Raw genomic sequence first — 15,899 nt, 5'->3', positions numbered from 1 at the left:
AATATGCAAAATCAACAAACGAATTTAAAACTAATTTCCAAAAACTTACAGGCTTCTTATCGTCAATTTATGGACGACTTCATCGCTACCCCGACCATCGTTGCGCCGTTAATGCCAACGATGCCGGCTTTTCAGCGGGATTTGTTCTTAACCCAAGCACGGGAACAACATTACCAAGTCATGCTTCAGATGCAGCCCAACTTGACCGAAACTCACCCCTATAATATTCACGGTGTTCTTAAAACACTTGCGAGTGGACAACTCGTACTGATTAACCATCAGTACCATCTAACCCATCTCGTTGATCCCAATTTCGTTCGCTACGTTGAACGGATATAAAACCCAGCCTTGCACCAAAAAGTGAAATCAGGTTCAATACAACCTTGCGTATTATCTTGGTATTTTTGGTGCAAAATAAAAAGATTGATGTTACAGTTTCCCCTAACTTCCCTGAATAAGTTGGTATGGAAACCCTGTAAATCAATCTTTTTTTGTGCACTATTTTAATCAGATAGCCTATTTATGCGTTGGGTCGGCCCGTCGTTCAATCCAAGCTAACACCGTGTCCGAAATAATTGCCATCAAGGCTGTTGGTAACGCCCCAGCAAGAATAATCGCCCCACCATTCGTGGCATTAGTTCCCCGAATGATGATATCACCTAAGCCACCAGCACCAACGAAGGTCCCGATAGCAGTGATTCCGATAGCTAACACCAGCGCATTCCGCAAGCCAGCCATAATGACTGACAGTGACAATGGGAGCTCGACCATTCGCAAAATCTGCCAGCGGGTCATCCCCATCCCCTTACCAGAATCCAAGATACTAGAATTGACGTTTAACATCCCAGTATAGGTGTTCTTGATGATTGGGAGTAAAGCATACAAGAAGACCGTCACAATCACTGTATTCACACCTAAGCCTAGCCCAATCATAATGATTGAGAGCATCGCTAAAGATGGGATCGTCTGAATGACGTTCGCAATCGCAATCACTGTTGAACTTAAGCGACTATGATGCGCGATAAAGATTCCGATTGGAATTCCAATAATCGCTGCAAACAGTACCCCGTAAATCGAGATCAGAAAGTGACGAGTAAACTGGCTCAAGACGTACACACCATTCTGTTGATAATAATAAATCAACTGTTGCATTAAATTCATTTGTGCCATTACTTATCACTTCCTTCAAAGTAGTTATGTTTTTCGAGGAACTGTTTAGCAACAACTTCAGGTTCCACTAAATTATTATCCACTTGATAATTCAAACCTTGCATCGTCTTCAAGCTGATTTTGCCGTTCAATCTATTCAAAATAGATTTCAACTCTGGATGTTGTTTCAAGACTTTATTCGAAGCGACGGCACTGGCATTATATGTTGGAAAGAAGTTTTTATCATCCTTCAAGATTTTCAGATCATAACTCCCGATCCGACCATCCGTTGAATAACCAAGAATGGCATCCATTTTACCAGATTCCAGCGCATCGTAGACTAACCCAATCTGCATTGGATAAGTTTTACCGAATTGATAACCGTACAGCTTTTGAAAGGCATCGTAACCGTCACCTTTACGTTCTAGCCACATCTGATCCAAACCAACCGTTAACTTAGAAGAGACCTTCTTCAAGTCACTGACCGTCTTCAGATGATACTTATCCGCCGTTTTCTGGGTAACCATGAACGCGTAAGTATCTGCAAATCCGTAAGATGGGAAGTAAGTCATCTTGTACTTCTTATTAAACTGATCAGCCACCTTTTTATCAGTTGCTTTAACGTTGTTACGATCCACTTTTTCACCTAGGATCGTCGTTAAGTCAGTCCCAGTGTAGCGAATTGCTGAAATATCCGCCTGATCATTTTTCAGGGCGTTAAAACTAACGGTCCCTGAACCTAAGTTATTAATAATTGTGGTATTCAGCTTAGAATAATGCTGAATCATATCTTGAATCATGTAAGCCATAATTTGTTGTTCAGTCGTATTCTGTGAGGCGATTCGAATCGTATCAGATGACGTTCCTGACAGACCCGGGAAACCACAGCCAGCTAATAAGACACCACTAGCAACGGTCGCCACCACACCTAACAGCCACTTTTTAATTTTCTTCATTTTCATCCCCCTTACGATTGCGTGGTTTTGGGAGTAACGGCTGCTTCCAGCTTACCCAATAACCAATCAACGATGAGGGCCAAAATAATCACTGGAATCGAACCACCTAAGATCAGGTCCGTCCGGTAGAGATTTAACCCGTTAAAGATGAAGTCCCCAAGACCACCCGCACCAATATATGATGCCAAGGCAGCCCATGCAATAACGTACGTTGCCGACAAGCGAATCCCGGCCATGATTACTGGTGCGGCCATGGGTACCTCTACCTTGATAATCGACTGCCAGTTAGTCAGTCCCATACCCTTAGCAGCATCGATCAAAGCCGGCTCAACGTCTTTCATTCCTAAATAGGTATTACGCAATATTGGTAATAACGAGTAAATGAAAAGTGCGACGATAGCTGGGATTGCACCGATTCCAAAGAACGGAATCATTAACGCTAGTAGTGCCATGGCAGGAATCGTCTGCAACATACTGGCAATCGCCATGACAGTGTTAGCAATCGGCTTTGCACGAGTTAGCAAAATTCCAATTGGCACTGCGACAATAACGCCTAGAAATAATGAGAACGCCGAAATATAAAGGTGCTGCCACGTTTTCAGTAGTAACTGTCCACCATAGTTCTGTAGAAAAGTTATCATTATTGCTCACCGCCTTCAGCGGGGGCGTCGTCCTCTCCATGATGAATATTATTAGAAGCTTCGTCTTCATCTTCATCACCCCAGAGGGCATCGTACACAATATCAACCAACGTTGCGCGGGTTACAATCCCTACTAAACGGTGATTCTCATCGACCACGGGAATATTTTTCAATCCCCGCTTCAAGATGCGTTCAACCGTATCACGGATTAGCGAACTGGATTGCACGTAGAAAATATCGCGCTTCATGATATCGCCAACACTGGTTGCAGAGTTGAAGTTATAATCGACATCTTCAATGCCGATCACACCCTTTAAGATACCGGCTTCATCCGTTACTAACAACGAATCGACCCGTTTATCATGCATTTGACGTAACGCTACCGTCAATGACTTACCAGGCGTCGTTGCAATTGGATTCTTCAGCATCACTTGTCCAACCGTCGTAATACTTGGACGAGCTTGGATCAACCGATCTTTCCCAATTAAGTTCTCAACGAATTCGTTGGCTGGGTGCCGTAAAATACCATCTGGCGTGTCCACTTGGATGATATCGCCACCGTCCATCACAACAATGCGCGTCGACAGCTTAAGCGCTTCGTCCATATCATGGGTCACGAAGACGAATGTTTTACCCAGACGTTCTTGTAAATCTTTTACTAAGTCCTGTAAGGCTTCACGCGTAATCGGGTCCAACGCACCGAATGGTTCATCCATTAGCACTAAGTCTTGGTTAGCTGCTAACGCACGGACAACCCCGATCCGTTGTTGCTGTCCACCAGATAATTGTGATGGGTAGCGATCTAGATAGTCTTCTGGTAATTCAACCAGTTTGATCATCTCTTTGGCCCGTTCATTCATCTTGTCTTGAGACCATTTTAAGAGTCGTGGCACTAACGTAATATTGTCACGGATCGTCATATGAGGCATTAGCCCAATATTTTGAATCACATAACCGATTTGGCGGCGTAATTTCACAGGATCAATCTGACTGATGTCCTCGCCATTCAACTTGATGGTGCCCGAAGTCTGACTCAACATCCGATTAATCATCCGCATCGTAGTTGTTTTACCCGAACCAGACGTTCCGATGAAACAGACAAATTCACCTTTTTCGATTTCTAAATTAAAATCTTCAACGGCGACCTTGCCACCCGGATACGTTTTATTCAAATGTTCCATTGTCAGAAACAACTTCATCACTCCAATCTATTTTCAGCTTATTATTTCACTAATAAACTGTATACTAATTAAGCATAACTTACTTGGAAAGGAAAATGCAAACGACTTGATACGCAAAAACCAGTTAAAATGGTTAATAGTCCTATTCTCATCCTATTTAACGCCAGCAACAAAAAAAGGACTGACTAAATAATCAGTCCTTCCTAATTAGGTTACTGTGCTTTAGCCTCATCAGCTAAGCGTAACAATTCTTCTGCATGTTCCAACGACAACTTAGTCACCTTTGTCCCAGCCAACATCCGTGCTAATTCCTGCACGCGTGATGGTTGATCTAAACGCGTAATACTCGTCTTAGTTCTATTCCCCGTAATCGTCTTAGCGATAAAGTAATGATGATCGCTCATCGCTGCTACTTGAGGTAAATGCGTAATACATAAAACTTGTGAGAAGCGAGCAATTCCGCTAATTTTTTCAGCAATAGCTTGTGCCACACGACCACTGACACCGGTATCAACTTCATCAAAGATGATACTCGTGATCCCTTGTGACTCAGAGAATATCGTCTTTAGCGCTAGCATCATCCGTGACAACTCACCGCCAGATACGATTTTCGCTAATGGTCGCATCCGTTCACCCGGGTTCGTCTGAATATAAAATTCGACACTATCCAAACCACTCCGATAGATCTGACCGTTAGTTGGCTTAAAGCGAACCTCAAAGATGGCTTTATCCATGTACAGGTCTTTAAGCTCCTGATGAATGTGACGCTGCAATACTTTGGCGGCCGCACGACGTTTATCAGACAGGGCTTCCCCAGTCTTCAAGATTGCCGCCTTCTGATCCGCAACCCGCTGCGCTAGTCCTTCACTGTTCTCTTCTGAGTCAGTCATTTTAGCCAGCTCTGCCGCAATCTTCTGGTAGTAATCCAAGATTTGTTGTTCCGAATCACCGTATTTACGCTTCAATTGATTCAAGATCTCTAAGCGTTGTTCGATCTCATCTAACCGGCCCTCATCAAATTCTTGCAGATCAAGTTCATTAGAAATCTGACCCGCCGCGTCTTGCAAGCCGTAAAAAGCATTCTTAACGTTAACTGCAATCTCATTAAAAGCTGGATCAAGATTGGCAATCGGTTCTAGCGCGTTCATTGCGGTACCAACCATATCAACTGCGCCGCTCGTTTCCTCTCCGGCAGCTAATAAGGTGTAACTCTGTTGCAAGGCTTGGCTGATAGTCTGGTAGTTATCTAAGCGATCCCGTTCAGCGATCAGGCCAGCTTCTTCGCCAACCTTAACCTGTGCCGTCGCGATCTCATCGACCTGAAAATTCAGCATATCCAAACGTTGCGCCCACTCTTTTTCGTTGGCGTTTTTTTGTCGTAATTCGCGGTTCAACAGTTGATAATCATCATACTGAACTTGATACTGAGCCTTGAGCTTGCGAATCTTAGCCGTAGCAAACTCATCCAATAACCCTAAATGTTTTTCTGGTTGCATCAATTCCTGATGTTCATTTTGACCATGAATATCAACAATCGTTTCCCCAATCTGTTTCAGTGTGGTCGTATTGACCAGCATGCCGTTAATACGGCAGGTATTACGGCCACTCTTGGCGATTTCGCGCTGTAAAATGACCGTATTATCCGCGTGCTCAATCCCGGCCTCATCGAGTAATTGGGCCGTCACACCATCAGCTGGTAAGATAAACATGCCTTGTAAAACCGCTTTGTCCGCACCCGTCCGAATAAACTCCTGGGACCCACGACCACCGGCCAAAAGTCCGACTGCATCAATAATGATTGATTTACCGGCACCCGTCTCACCAGTCAGGACAGTCATCCCGGCCTCAAACGTAATATCCAAACGTTCAATAATGGCAAAATTCGTAATTGATAATTCTTGTAACACCGCAAGCCCTCCCTAAAAGAAATTGCGCTCATATTTTTCTTAAAAAAAGCGACCTGACACACGTGTGAACAGGTCGACATCACTAACTGAGTTAATTATCACTCAGTAGGCGTTGAATTTTTTGTTGCAGTTCCAAAGTCATCGCTAATGACTTGCAGATAATGAGCACATTGGCATCATCACCCAGCGTCCCAAAAACTTCATCATAGTGCATGGACTCCAGTAATGCGGCCAAAGCCGGACCATTACCGGGTAACACTTTGATCAACACAAGCTTATCCTGCGTTGCGTAGGACACGTAAGCATCTTTTAACGTCCGCTTGAGCTTCTTTTCCGTATCCATTTGCTTTTGGACCGGCATACTGTAGTGGTAGCCACCCGTTACCGAGGGAACCTTCACCAGTTGCATGTCCTTAATGTCGCGCGAGATTGTCGCTTGTGTGACTTCGATATTTTCGGCACTCAGTAACCTGACAAAGTCTTCTTGACGTTCAATTTCATTTGAACTCAATAATCGTTTAATGTAGCGTTGGCGCTCCTGCTTTTTCACCCGATCACCCCCGGTATCTCTTCATACTTACTTTATTTAAACACATCATAAGCCAAATTGCATAAATATGAAAGTCCGGATTTAAAATTTACTACTTATTCAATTGCTCGTAAGCCGCTTGTTGCGTCTTTTCAATCGATACATTCGGACCAATTTCAGGTGTTTCATCAGTGGCTTGTAAATGAATTAAAAATTCAATATTACCTTCGCCACCCTTAATTGGTGAATAATCGAGTGCTAACACGTTATAGCCACTAGCCTGAGCAAAGTTCACAATATCCGTTAACACTGCGGTATGCACGGCATGATCACGGACAATCCCGTGCTTACCGACATTCTCACGACCAGCTTCAAATTGCGGCTTGATCAAAGCGACCACCGAGCCACCGTTAGCAATAATTGCATGCAGTGGTGGCAAGATTAAGTGCAATGAGATAAACGAAACATCAATCGAAGCAAAATTAGGTTGACCTTCTTGGAAATCAGCCAATTTACTATAACGGAAGTTCGTGTGCTCCATAACAACGACCCGTGGATCTTGTCGTAACTTCCACACGAGTTGATTACTACCAACATCCAAGGCATAACTTAATTTGGCGCCATTTTGGAGCATTACGTCCGTAAAACCACCCGTAGATGAGCCGATATCAAGTACCGTCTTATCCGTAACGTCAATTTTAAAGCTCTGTAACGCTTTTTCTAGCTTTAACCCACCGCGTGACACGTAAGGCATGGGTTTACCCTTTAAGTGTAATTCAGTCGTAACGGGAATCTTCACACCTGGTTTGTCCAGTCGTTCTTCATTAACACCCAGAATTTCACCAGCCATCACGGCCCGTTTAGCTTTTTCACGGGTGTCAAATAAACCTTGTTGTACTAATAATACGTCAATTCGTTCTTTTTCCATCTAATTTAAGTCCTTTAATCTGTAAAATACGTCAAGAAGGCCGCTAATAATTCCAAATCGCGTCCGCTTGCGTTAGCAGCTTGTTGCAATGCCGTTTGAGCCGTTTCAAGAGCAGCTTTTAAGGCCGATTGTGCACCTGCAAGTCCCAGAAGTCCCGGATAAGTATTCTTATGCTCATCCGCATCTTTATGCGTTGCCTTACCCATTTCAGCCGCCGTACTCGTCACATCTAGGATATCGTCATAGATCTGAAAAGCTAGCCCAAATGCATCGGCAAATTGCAATAAGGGTTCTTGAACAGTCGGTTCGACCTGCGCCTGAATCAGACCTGCCTGTACGGCATAGTGAATCAAGGCGCCAGTTTTCTCCCGGTGCAATTGCTTTAATTCAGGTAATTCTAAGTGCTTACCTGCACCTAAAACATCCGCAATCTGACCAGCAACCATTCCTTGTGGGCCTGACGCTTGCGCGAGGGCTAGGGTCTGTTGACTGATCACGTCAGCTGATAAGGCACTAGCAGCAATCCATTCAAACGACAAGGGTTGCAGGGCGTCTCCTGCTAGAATTGCCACGTCCTCACCAAACTTGACGTGATTAGTCGGTTCACCTCGACGCAAACGGTCATTATCCATCGCTGGTAGATCATCGTGAATTAACGAATAAGTATGCATTAATTCAACAGCAGTGCTTGCTTGCATGTTAGCTGGTGTGATTGGTTGATCAAAAGTGGTCAAGACAGCCAAGGTCAGCAACGGTCGTAACCGCTTACCTCCAGCTAACACCGAGTACCGCATTGCAGCAGTCAGTGTTGGCTGATTAGAACAGTCTAGTAACTGTTCGTCCAGATAAGCATTGATCCGTGGTCGCCATTTAGCCTCAAAATCTGTTAATACTTGCTTATTCATTGGCGTCGGCTTGTTCAAATGGCACTTCATTGCCATTCTCATCCATCATCTTCGTCAACGTCTTTTCAGCTCCCTCTAGGGTCGTCTGTAATTGCTTACTCAAAGCAACGCCTTTTTGGAATTGATCTAACGCTTGTTCTAACGGAACGTCACCCTGTTCCAATTGGTTAACGATTGTTTCTAATTGCGATAAGTTTTGTTCAAAAGTTGGTTGTTCAGCCATCTTATTTTCCTCCATCAATCTTGGTAATCTGAGCCTGTGCCTCACCGTCAGCCATATGAATCGCCACGGTTTGCTCCGGTTGTAACTGACTAACACCGTGGACAACTTGCTCGTCCGCCGTAACAAACGCGTAACCACGTCCCATAATCTTTAAGGGACTCAACAAATCGAGCGATTGAACGGTTTGTGCCAGCTGTTGTTGCTTACGTTGCATGATTAACTGCGTGCTACGATTCAAACGCTGTTGCAAGTTAGTTAGTTGTGTCTGCGCTTGTCTAACCTGATGAACCGGTGTCCGCTGCAGCAATTGTTGATTAAGCTGCTGATAGCGTTGAGTCGCCTGAGTTACATTATTATGACCAGCTTGTTTCAAGCGTTCGTTTAAGAAATCTAGCTTTTGTAAGTAACCTTCATAGAGCCGGTTTGGTTGTGTGAAGACATATGACGAGGCCAGTTTATTCAAACGCTGGCGATCATGTTGAACGAGGTTTTGAAACGCGTTCAATACCCGCGTCTGATCCTGCTTTAATTGCAACAAGACGTCATTATAGACTGGAACGGCTAATTCTGCCGCCGCGGTTGGCGTTGCCGCACGCACATCGGCGACGAGATCTGCAATCGTGGTGTCGGTTTCATGCCCGACTGACGAAATGACAGGTAGCGTACTGGCAGCAATCGCACGAGCAACCCGTTCTTCATTGAACGGCCACAGATCTTCAATCGAACCACCACCACGCCCGATGATCAGCGTGTCAAAATCACCCTGCTCATTGACTCGTTCGATCTGGCGACTGATTTCTCCGGCCGCTGCGTCACCCTGAACTTGTGCCGGAAAGAGCACAATCTGAGCGATTGGAAAACGGCGGCGCGTTGTTGTAATAATATCACGAATCACCGCTCCACTTGGACTCGTAATGACAGCAATTCTTTTAGGAAAACGCGGAAGCGGCTTTTTGGGCGCATTAAATAAGCCCTCAGCCGCTAATTTCTTTTTCAATTGTTCATAGGCTTGGTATAACGCCCCAACCCCATCTGGTTCCATTCTCTCCACGTAAATCTGATAACTACCACTTGGTTCGTACAGACTAATCCGACCAACCACCAAAACTTTCATACCTTCTTCAGGTTGAAACTTCACCTTAGCGAAAGCCGCTTTGAACATAATGGCCGAAATTTTTGAGTGGTCATCCTTAAGACTAAAGTACTGATGCGAATTTGGACGGGGCCGGTAATTGGAAACTTCACCAGTCAAGTATACCTTGCCCAAATAAGGATCAACCTCAAATTTACGTTTTAAATACTGCGTTAGTGCTGAAATCGTCAAATATTGTTGACTATCACTCACGTTTATCACTCCACTTTGCAAGTTCAACCGTTGTTTGCATCAGAGTGGCGATGGTCATTGGACCAACCCCGCCAGGAACTGGCGTAATTAAGCCAGCAACACCCTGTGCAGATTCAAAATCAACGTCACCTACTAGTTTACCATGTTCGTCACGATCCATGCCAACATCAATCACGGTCGCACCCGGTTTGATGTCATCACCCGTAATTAAGTGAGCAATTCCAGTGGCAACGACTAGAATATCCGCTGTTTTAGCAACCGCCTTTAAATCCTTAGTCCGGCTGTGAGCAATCGTCACCGTCGCATTTGCATTCGTTAATAAGGCTGCCATGGGCTTCCCAACGATGGTACTGCGACCAATCACAACGGCCGTCTTACCTGCTGGATCAACACCATATTCTTTCAGCATCGTCATAATGCCGCGGGGCGTGTTTGCCACTGGATAATGACCAGGATAGTTCGTCACTAGCTTACCCACATAAGCAGGATGGAAACCATCCACGTCTTTATGTGGGTCGATGGCCATGGTAACCAGTGGTTCATTAATTTGCTTGGGTAACGGTGACTGAACTAAAATACCATGAATACTGTCATCCGCATTATAAGCTTCAATAATCGCTAATAGTTCGGCCTGCGTTGTTGTGTCAGGCAATTGACGTACGACGGAATGCATCCCTAATTTTTCCGCTTTACGGTTCTTGTTACGCACGTAAATCTTGCTGGCCGGATCCTCGCCTACGATAATGACAACAATTCCTGGTTGAATTCCTTGAGCAACTAGCTCACTAACAGCTACTTGAGTTGCGTCATTAACCTTTTTTGCCACTGCTTTTCCATCAATTGTCTTTGTCACACACGCCACGCTCCTCTTTAATTGTCTGACATTATTTTAGCATATTCAGTGTGCTGATTCGTGGCTGCTTACTAATAAGTTATTAAAAAAAGTCTGGCAATTCGCCAGACTTTCCGTGTTGAACATAAAATTGTTCGGTTTTAGACTACTTATCTTGGTCAGCTACGACCTTACCGAGAACCCCACTAACGAATTTACGTGACGTTTCATCGCTGAACGTTTTAGTCAATTCGATGGCTTCGTTAACGGCTACCTTAGCTGGCACATCATCAACGAATTGCAATTCATAGAATGCAATTCTTAAGCTAATCAGATCAGTCTTTGCTAAGCGATCTAATGACCACTTCTGACTCAGATAAGGTTGAATTAGTGTATCTAATTCTGCCTGATGTTCCCGCACACCCGTTACTAACGTACTCAGGTATGGTGGAATTTCCACCTCTGCGGTTTCTTCAGGATCTAATAACTGTTGGAACAACTGATTTTCATCAGCGTCAGGATTCGCATTCAACGCAAATAATGCTTGAAAGGCTTTCTCCCGAACTTCATGCCGCGTTAAACTCACGATTCTTCACCATCTTCATTTTCATCGGTTGGAGTGTCCTCATCACCAAACAGGTTGTTTGGATCGATTGCACTTTCAGTCTTCTCAGTCACGATACCCGTAATGTGAACGTTAACTTCACTCAATGGTAAGTCGGTCATGAACAGAATCTGTTGTTTGACCTTGTCCTGAATCGCTAATGCGACTTTTGGTACTGACACACCATAATTTAAGTAAGCATACACATCAACACTGATCTGATCGTCGACAATCGTTAACTTGACACCCTTACCAAGATTCTTCTTGCGACCGAACAACTCATTTACACTGGAAGAAATCGTCCCTTGCATCCGGTTGACGCCATCAATCTGACTTACCGCGATACCAACGATTATTTCAAGCACTTCTGGTGCAATTTGAATTTGTCCTAAGCTGGGTTCTTTGCTTTGTAACGTAATATTGCTACTATCAGCCATTTTGACATTCCTCCAATTCCATGTTTGCCGGTATTAGTTCGTCGAATTAGGCCCGTGAAACGTAAGTAGAATCAACCGTGTTAATAATCAACTTTTCGCCGGCTTTAACGAAGAATGGGACCTGGATAATTGCGCCCGTTTCCATCGTTGCTGGTTTTGAACCACCTGAAGCTGTGTCACCCTTAATACCTGGTTCAGTTTCAGCAACTTCCAACGTTACCGTGTTTGGTAGGTCGATTCCTAAAACTTCACTCTTGTAAAGCGTCACTTGAACTTCCATGTTTTCCTTCAAAAACTTCAATTCAGATTGAATGTTTTCGCCAGGAATTTCAATTTGTTCGTAAGTGTCAGTATTCATGAAGACATAGTTGTCACCATCTGCGTATAAGTACTGCATCGTACTCTTTTCGATTGGTGCTTGTTCCATACGTGCACCGGCACGGAAAGTCTTATCTTGAACGGCACCAGTCCGTAAGTTCTTAAGCTTTGAACGGACAAACGCGCCACCCTTACCTGGCTTAACGTGCTGGAATTCCACGATGCGCCAAATTGCGTTGTCTACTTCAATAGTTAAACCATTTTTAAAATCTGCAGTTGAAATCATATTTAAAAATCCTCCTCAAAGATATCTCTATAACTATAACAAGACAGAGCCGTTGTGGCAACTGTCTTAACTATAAAACAAGTAAATTACGAGTCGCTTTGGTCAGTCGTTCATGACCAGTTGACGTGACCAACACATCATCCTCGATCCGCATGCCACCTAGTTCTGGGAAATAAACACCCGGTTCTACAGTGACGACGCTGTTCGCAACTAACTTGCTCGTCGTATTCATTGAAATTAATGGTCCTTCATGAATATCTAGGCCAATACCGTGACCCATGCCGTGATTAAACGCCTCGCCATAACCAGCGGCCGTTAATAAATCACGACCAACAGCATCCAGCTTGCCCGTACTAACACCGGCCTTAACTTGAGTCACTACGGCTTCCTGAGCAGCTTGCACCGCTTGGTAAGCCACAGTTAACTTTTCATCCGGCGTTCCTAATGCGAACGTCCGGGTCATGTCCGAGGTATAGCCATTCAAAAAATAACCAAAATCGAGCGTAACCAATTGACCGGCAGTTAAAGCTGCAGTCGAAGCTGTACCATGTGGTAAGGCCGCCCGCGCACCGCCTAACACGATTGTCGTGAAGGATGGTCCACTAGCGCCATGCGTTCGCATAAACGCGTCTAACAGGTTGCTGACATCGATTTCGCGCATTCCGGGACGTACGATGCTCGTCACGTATTCAAAGCCAGCATCTGCAAGCTGAGCGCTAGCCCGTAGCTTAGCTATTTCGTCTGGACTTTTAGTTACGCGCAGATCATCAACCACCTCAGGTAGCGGAACCAGATCACTGACTAAGTACTCATCTAAATAGCTGTAAGCGGCGTACGGAATCTCATCTTCAAATCCCATGACCCCGGTACTAGTCTTTTCAATCAGCTCACACACCGTACCTAGATAATCACGAGTAATTACTAAGTGCGCTGCATCATAGCGATCCGCAAAGGCCGTTTGATAGCGTGCATCCGTAATCAAATACGCTTCATGCGCCAAGACAAGTAGATACCCATCACCAGCCATGCCAGCTAAACCCGTCAAGTATTGCAAATTAGCATCACTTGAAACAAGCATCGCATCGATCTTTAGCCCGTCGAAAGTATTCTGTAGTCGTTCCACGCGACTGATCATATCGTCACTCCCATCATTGAATCTTACGTCTAATTATACCAAACTTTTGAAAAACTGATTGTTATGAATTAGTTGCGTTATGATCAAAAATAAAAATAGAAGTGCAGCCGCGTATTTTATACCGATTTTTTTGTGAAAGCACGACAACAACCATTGTCGTGCTTTCACAAAAAAAGAGCCTCCAAGCAGAGGCTCTTCAAAAATTATTATGCTGGGTAAACAGATACTTGGCGCTTGTCGCGACCTTTGCGTTCAAAACGAACGACACCGTCAGCCATTGCAAATAATGTATCGTCGCCACCACGGCCAACGTTAACACCAGGGTAAATGTGTGTTCCGCGTTGACGATAAAGAATGTTACCACTCTTAACAGTTTGGCCATCAGCACGCTTTGCGCCTAAACGACGACCAGCTGAGTCACGACCATTGGCAGTAGAACCGCCACCTTTATGGTGAGAGAAGAATTGTAAATCCATTTTCATAGTAAATCCACCTCCGAATGTAGTTATCTTGTTTGTTCGCGAACTTTGATGTAATCACCGTAGTTCGCTGCTACATCGTTTAAACCGAGTGCAAAACTGGCAAGTAAGGTCTGTAATTGTTGATTAGCTAAGTCAAGCTTAGTAAAATCCGCAATTAGTAACCCACCATTGGTTTCGTCACTCTGTACCACGGGTTGAAGATGCGCAACTTGTTCGATCCCATTGATCGTACTGATTGCTAACACCGAAACCGCTGCACAAACGATGTCTTGTCCATAAGCACCTGAATCAGCATGTCCCGTTAATTTAAAAGCGGTCACTTGACCGGTTGCATTACGAGAAATGGTTGCCTGAATCATGGAAATGCCTACTTTCTTAATTATGCATTAATTGTGTCGATCGTTACCTTAATGTATGGTTGGCGATGACCCTTCTTCGTATGAGTACCTTTTTTGGCCTTATACTTGTAAGTGACAACTTTACGATCGCGGCCTTGCTTTTCAACAGTACCTTCAACCGTCGCACCATCAACAGTAGGTGTTCCAACTTTAGTTGTTTCGCCGCCGACGAAGATTACTTGATCAAAAGAAATCTTGTCACCAGCTGCAGCGTCAAGTTTTTCAACATAGATAGCTTGGCCTGCTTCAACTTTGTATTGCTTACCACCAGTTACAATAATTGCGTACACGTTTGTGCACCTCCTTAAATTATGAATCACTTAGACTCGCCAAATTAAGCGTCGTTACCGAACTTAATACTCAATTCGTGCGGTTGTAGCTGTAGAAGTCCACAAATACAACAAGAAAATATTATCAGAATTTCCAACGATAGTCAAGAAATAGTTCTAATTAACAAAGAAATCCGTAAAGCTAATATTTCCAATCGTCATCAAATGATGCATCTTCTTAATACACTTAGTCAAATAATGTGGCGTATAGATCATATCTTTTTCCAGCCAGTCTGTAATCAAACCGACCGTAGCTGAGACATAATAGGCAATCTGGATACTGATTGGCACGTCTAAGTCAGCGAACTGATCCTTAAAGTCCTCGTAAAAATCCTGCATCCAGTCAGTCAACTGCTGATTGATCCGTTGGCTGACTGCCAGTTGGCGTTGATCTAGTAATAAGGTATGAAACGCCTCCGCATGTTCACTTATGTAACCTAACGCTTTTGATAAAGATAATACCTGTACACGCTGTAACGGATCAATCGGATTAGTAATGACATCACTGACCGATACCGTCATAATAGCTTCCTCAAACAACTCGCTAACCAGATCATCTAAGGCTTTTTCAACAAAGGCCGGCTTATCCTTATAATGGAGATAAAAGGTCCCCCGTGTCACTGATGCGGTACTGGTCAACTGTTGAACAGAAATATTATCAACTGTTTTTGTTTGTAAGAGTGTGATTAGTGCACGACGCAAGCGCCGCCGTGTCTTATCAACACGTGGATCAACTTCATGACTCATAAGTACTTCCCTACTTTCATCACTGCTAAATATAACATTATTTCGTTAGAGCGTCTAATAGGTAATCATTTGCAGCACAGAATTAGCTGAACCGTCTAACATATTATTTTTGACGCACAATCTGCTAAAATTTAAAACAACACAAAGTTACTTATCTGGCGTGCACCTACGCTTGTTTTGCAAGCCTCTATTCACATTAATCTTAGCTGTAAAGGATTTTATCTTGACAATCAGTCGAAATATTCGATATAATGAAAATGCAATTTTTGGGAGAAGTCTGACTTTTTCCGTTAAATTCGGTTGCAATGTACGCTATACTTGTTTAATATAGTCGTTATTGGACTTAATCAAAGGAGGGACATACTCTTATGACTGTTGTTGCAAAACCATATAATACTTGGTCATCACGTCGGCCAGTTGCCGGTAAGCAAAAGCGCATTCGTCGCGAAAAGCAAATCGCTGCTATCCAACGTTGGGCTGCTGGTAAGACTGAAACCATCGAACAAGCACCTAAAATCAAGTAATTCAATTAGAAACTGGCTAAACAACTGGTTTCTATAATTAAAA

At 43.9% G+C, this 15,899-nt stretch carries 21 protein-coding genes and 1 other annotated feature; of the genes, 2 read left to right on the top strand and 19 right to left on the bottom strand.

All coding sequences use genetic code 11. The features are described 5' to 3' along the window. Nucleotides 1-3 precede the first annotated feature (3 nt). Nucleotides 4-339 (top strand): hypothetical protein, encoded by a 336-nt coding sequence (locus ACG95_RS05680; protein WP_152668292.1) that lies wholly within the window; start codon nt 4-6, stop codon nt 337-339. Nucleotides 340-516: 177 nt separating this feature from the next. On the opposite strand, the gene ACG95_RS05675 is transcribed toward ACG95_RS05680, so the two are convergent. The 19 genes from ACG95_RS05675 to ACG95_RS05585 all read right to left on the bottom strand — a co-directional run bounded on the left by ACG95_RS05675 (nt 517) and on the right by ACG95_RS05585 (nt 15,332). Further along, on the bottom strand, nt 517-1,170 hold the full coding sequence (locus ACG95_RS05675; protein WP_047999588.1) for an ABC transporter permease: 654 nt from the start codon (nt 1,168-1,170) through the stop codon (nt 517-519). Continuing rightward, complete coding sequence (locus ACG95_RS05670) at nt 1,170-2,105, bottom strand: osmoprotectant ABC transporter substrate-binding protein (protein WP_047999587.1); 936 nt, start codon at nt 2,103-2,105, stop codon at nt 1,170-1,172. The genes ACG95_RS05675 and ACG95_RS05670 overlap by 1 nt, the downstream gene beginning before the upstream one ends. An 11-nt stretch (nt 2,106-2,116) precedes the next feature. After that, complete coding sequence (locus ACG95_RS05665) at nt 2,117-2,746, bottom strand: ABC transporter permease (protein ID WP_047999586.1); 630 nt, start codon at nt 2,744-2,746, stop codon at nt 2,117-2,119. Next, entirely contained in the window at nt 2,746-3,927 is a 1,182-nt protein-coding gene (locus ACG95_RS05660; protein ID WP_173425507.1) for a betaine/proline/choline family ABC transporter ATP-binding protein, read from the bottom strand. The genes ACG95_RS05665 and ACG95_RS05660 overlap by 1 nt, the downstream gene beginning before the upstream one ends. A gap of 212 nt (nt 3,928-4,139) precedes the next feature. Next, the gene (gene recN / locus ACG95_RS05655) at nt 4,140-5,834 is read right to left on the bottom strand and encodes a DNA repair protein RecN (protein WP_047999584.1); all 1,695 of its coding nucleotides are present in this window, start codon (nt 5,832-5,834) and stop codon (nt 4,140-4,142) included. Between the two features lie 91 nt (nt 5,835-5,925). Further along, on the bottom strand, nt 5,926-6,384 hold the full coding sequence (locus tag ACG95_RS05650) for an arginine repressor (protein WP_047999583.1): 459 nt from the start codon (nt 6,382-6,384) through the stop codon (nt 5,926-5,928). 91 nt (nt 6,385-6,475) lie between these two features. Next, nucleotides 6,476-7,291, bottom strand: a complete 816-nt coding sequence (locus ACG95_RS05645; protein WP_047999582.1) for a TlyA family RNA methyltransferase — start codon at nt 7,289-7,291, stop codon at nt 6,476-6,478. A 14-nt stretch (nt 7,292-7,305) separates the two neighbouring features. Further along, nucleotides 7,306-8,196 carry a polyprenyl synthetase family protein gene (locus ACG95_RS05640; RefSeq protein WP_047999581.1) on the bottom strand — a complete coding sequence of 297 codons (891 nt, stop codon included), beginning with the start codon at nt 8,194-8,196 and terminating at the stop codon, nt 7,306-7,308. Beyond that, on the bottom strand, nt 8,189-8,419 hold the full coding sequence (locus ACG95_RS05635) for an exodeoxyribonuclease VII small subunit (protein ID WP_047999580.1): 231 nt from the start codon (nt 8,417-8,419) through the stop codon (nt 8,189-8,191). Before ACG95_RS05635 ends, ACG95_RS05640 begins: the two co-directional genes overlap by 8 nt. 1 nt (nt 8,420) lies before the next feature. After that, entirely contained in the window at nt 8,421-9,764 is a 1,344-nt protein-coding gene (gene xseA, locus ACG95_RS05630) for an exodeoxyribonuclease VII large subunit (protein ID WP_047999579.1), read from the bottom strand. Beyond that, nucleotides 9,757-10,617, bottom strand: a complete 861-nt coding sequence (locus ACG95_RS05625; protein ID WP_047999578.1) for a bifunctional 5,10-methylenetetrahydrofolate dehydrogenase/5,10-methenyltetrahydrofolate cyclohydrolase — start codon at nt 10,615-10,617, stop codon at nt 9,757-9,759. Before ACG95_RS05625 ends, xseA begins: the two co-directional genes overlap by 8 nt. 145 nt (nt 10,618-10,762) lie before the next feature. Beyond that, nucleotides 10,763-11,182 (bottom strand): transcription antitermination factor NusB, encoded by a 420-nt coding sequence (gene nusB, locus ACG95_RS05620; RefSeq protein ID WP_047999577.1) that lies wholly within the window; start codon nt 11,180-11,182, stop codon nt 10,763-10,765. Beyond that, on the bottom strand, nt 11,179-11,637 hold the full coding sequence (locus ACG95_RS05615; protein ID WP_047999576.1) for an Asp23/Gls24 family envelope stress response protein: 459 nt from the start codon (nt 11,635-11,637) through the stop codon (nt 11,179-11,181). Before ACG95_RS05615 ends, nusB begins: the two co-directional genes overlap by 4 nt. A 46-nt stretch (nt 11,638-11,683) precedes the next feature. After that, nucleotides 11,684-12,241 carry an elongation factor P gene (gene efp / locus ACG95_RS05610; protein WP_047999575.1) on the bottom strand — a complete coding sequence of 186 codons (558 nt, stop codon included), beginning with the start codon at nt 12,239-12,241 and terminating at the stop codon, nt 11,684-11,686. Between the two features lie 70 nt (nt 12,242-12,311). Next, nucleotides 12,312-13,373: a M24 family metallopeptidase gene (locus ACG95_RS05605; protein WP_047999718.1), complete on the bottom strand. Its 1,062-nt coding sequence runs from the start codon at nt 13,371-13,373 to the stop codon at nt 12,312-12,314. A 209-nt stretch (nt 13,374-13,582) separates the two neighbouring features. After that, complete coding sequence (gene rpmA, locus ACG95_RS05600; protein WP_047999574.1) at nt 13,583-13,858, bottom strand: 50S ribosomal protein L27; 276 nt, start codon at nt 13,856-13,858, stop codon at nt 13,583-13,585. Between the two features lie 23 nt (nt 13,859-13,881). Next, nucleotides 13,882-14,217, bottom strand: coding sequence for a ribosomal-processing cysteine protease Prp (locus ACG95_RS05595; RefSeq protein ID WP_047999573.1), 336 nt, complete (start codon nt 14,215-14,217; stop codon nt 13,882-13,884). Nucleotides 14,218-14,237: 20 nt separating this feature from the next. After that, complete coding sequence (gene rplU / locus ACG95_RS05590) at nt 14,238-14,546, bottom strand: 50S ribosomal protein L21 (RefSeq protein ID WP_047999572.1); 309 nt, start codon at nt 14,544-14,546, stop codon at nt 14,238-14,240. 22 nt (nt 14,547-14,568) lie between these two features. Further along, nucleotides 14,569-14,641 (bottom strand) — a sequence feature (ribosomal protein L21 leader region). A gap of 61 nt (nt 14,642-14,702) precedes the next feature. Then, a complete protein-coding gene (locus ACG95_RS05585) occupies nt 14,703-15,332 on the bottom strand; it encodes a TetR/AcrR family transcriptional regulator (RefSeq protein ID WP_047999571.1) in 630 nt (209 codons plus the stop codon). Between the two features lie 368 nt (nt 15,333-15,700). On the opposite strand from ACG95_RS05585, the gene ACG95_RS14365 reads away from it, so the two are divergent. Beyond that, the gene (locus ACG95_RS14365) at nt 15,701-15,856 is read left to right on the top strand and encodes a hypothetical protein (protein WP_152668291.1); all 156 of its coding nucleotides are present in this window, start codon (nt 15,701-15,703) and stop codon (nt 15,854-15,856) included. Nucleotides 15,857-15,899: the final 43 nt, after the last annotated feature.

The organism is Lactiplantibacillus herbarum, from assembly GCF_001039045.1.
GTDB lineage: Bacteria > Bacillota > Bacilli > Lactobacillales > Lactobacillaceae > Lactiplantibacillus > Lactiplantibacillus herbarum.
Note: the sequence above shows the minus strand (reverse complement) of the source record. Positions and strands in the feature narration are given on the sequence as shown.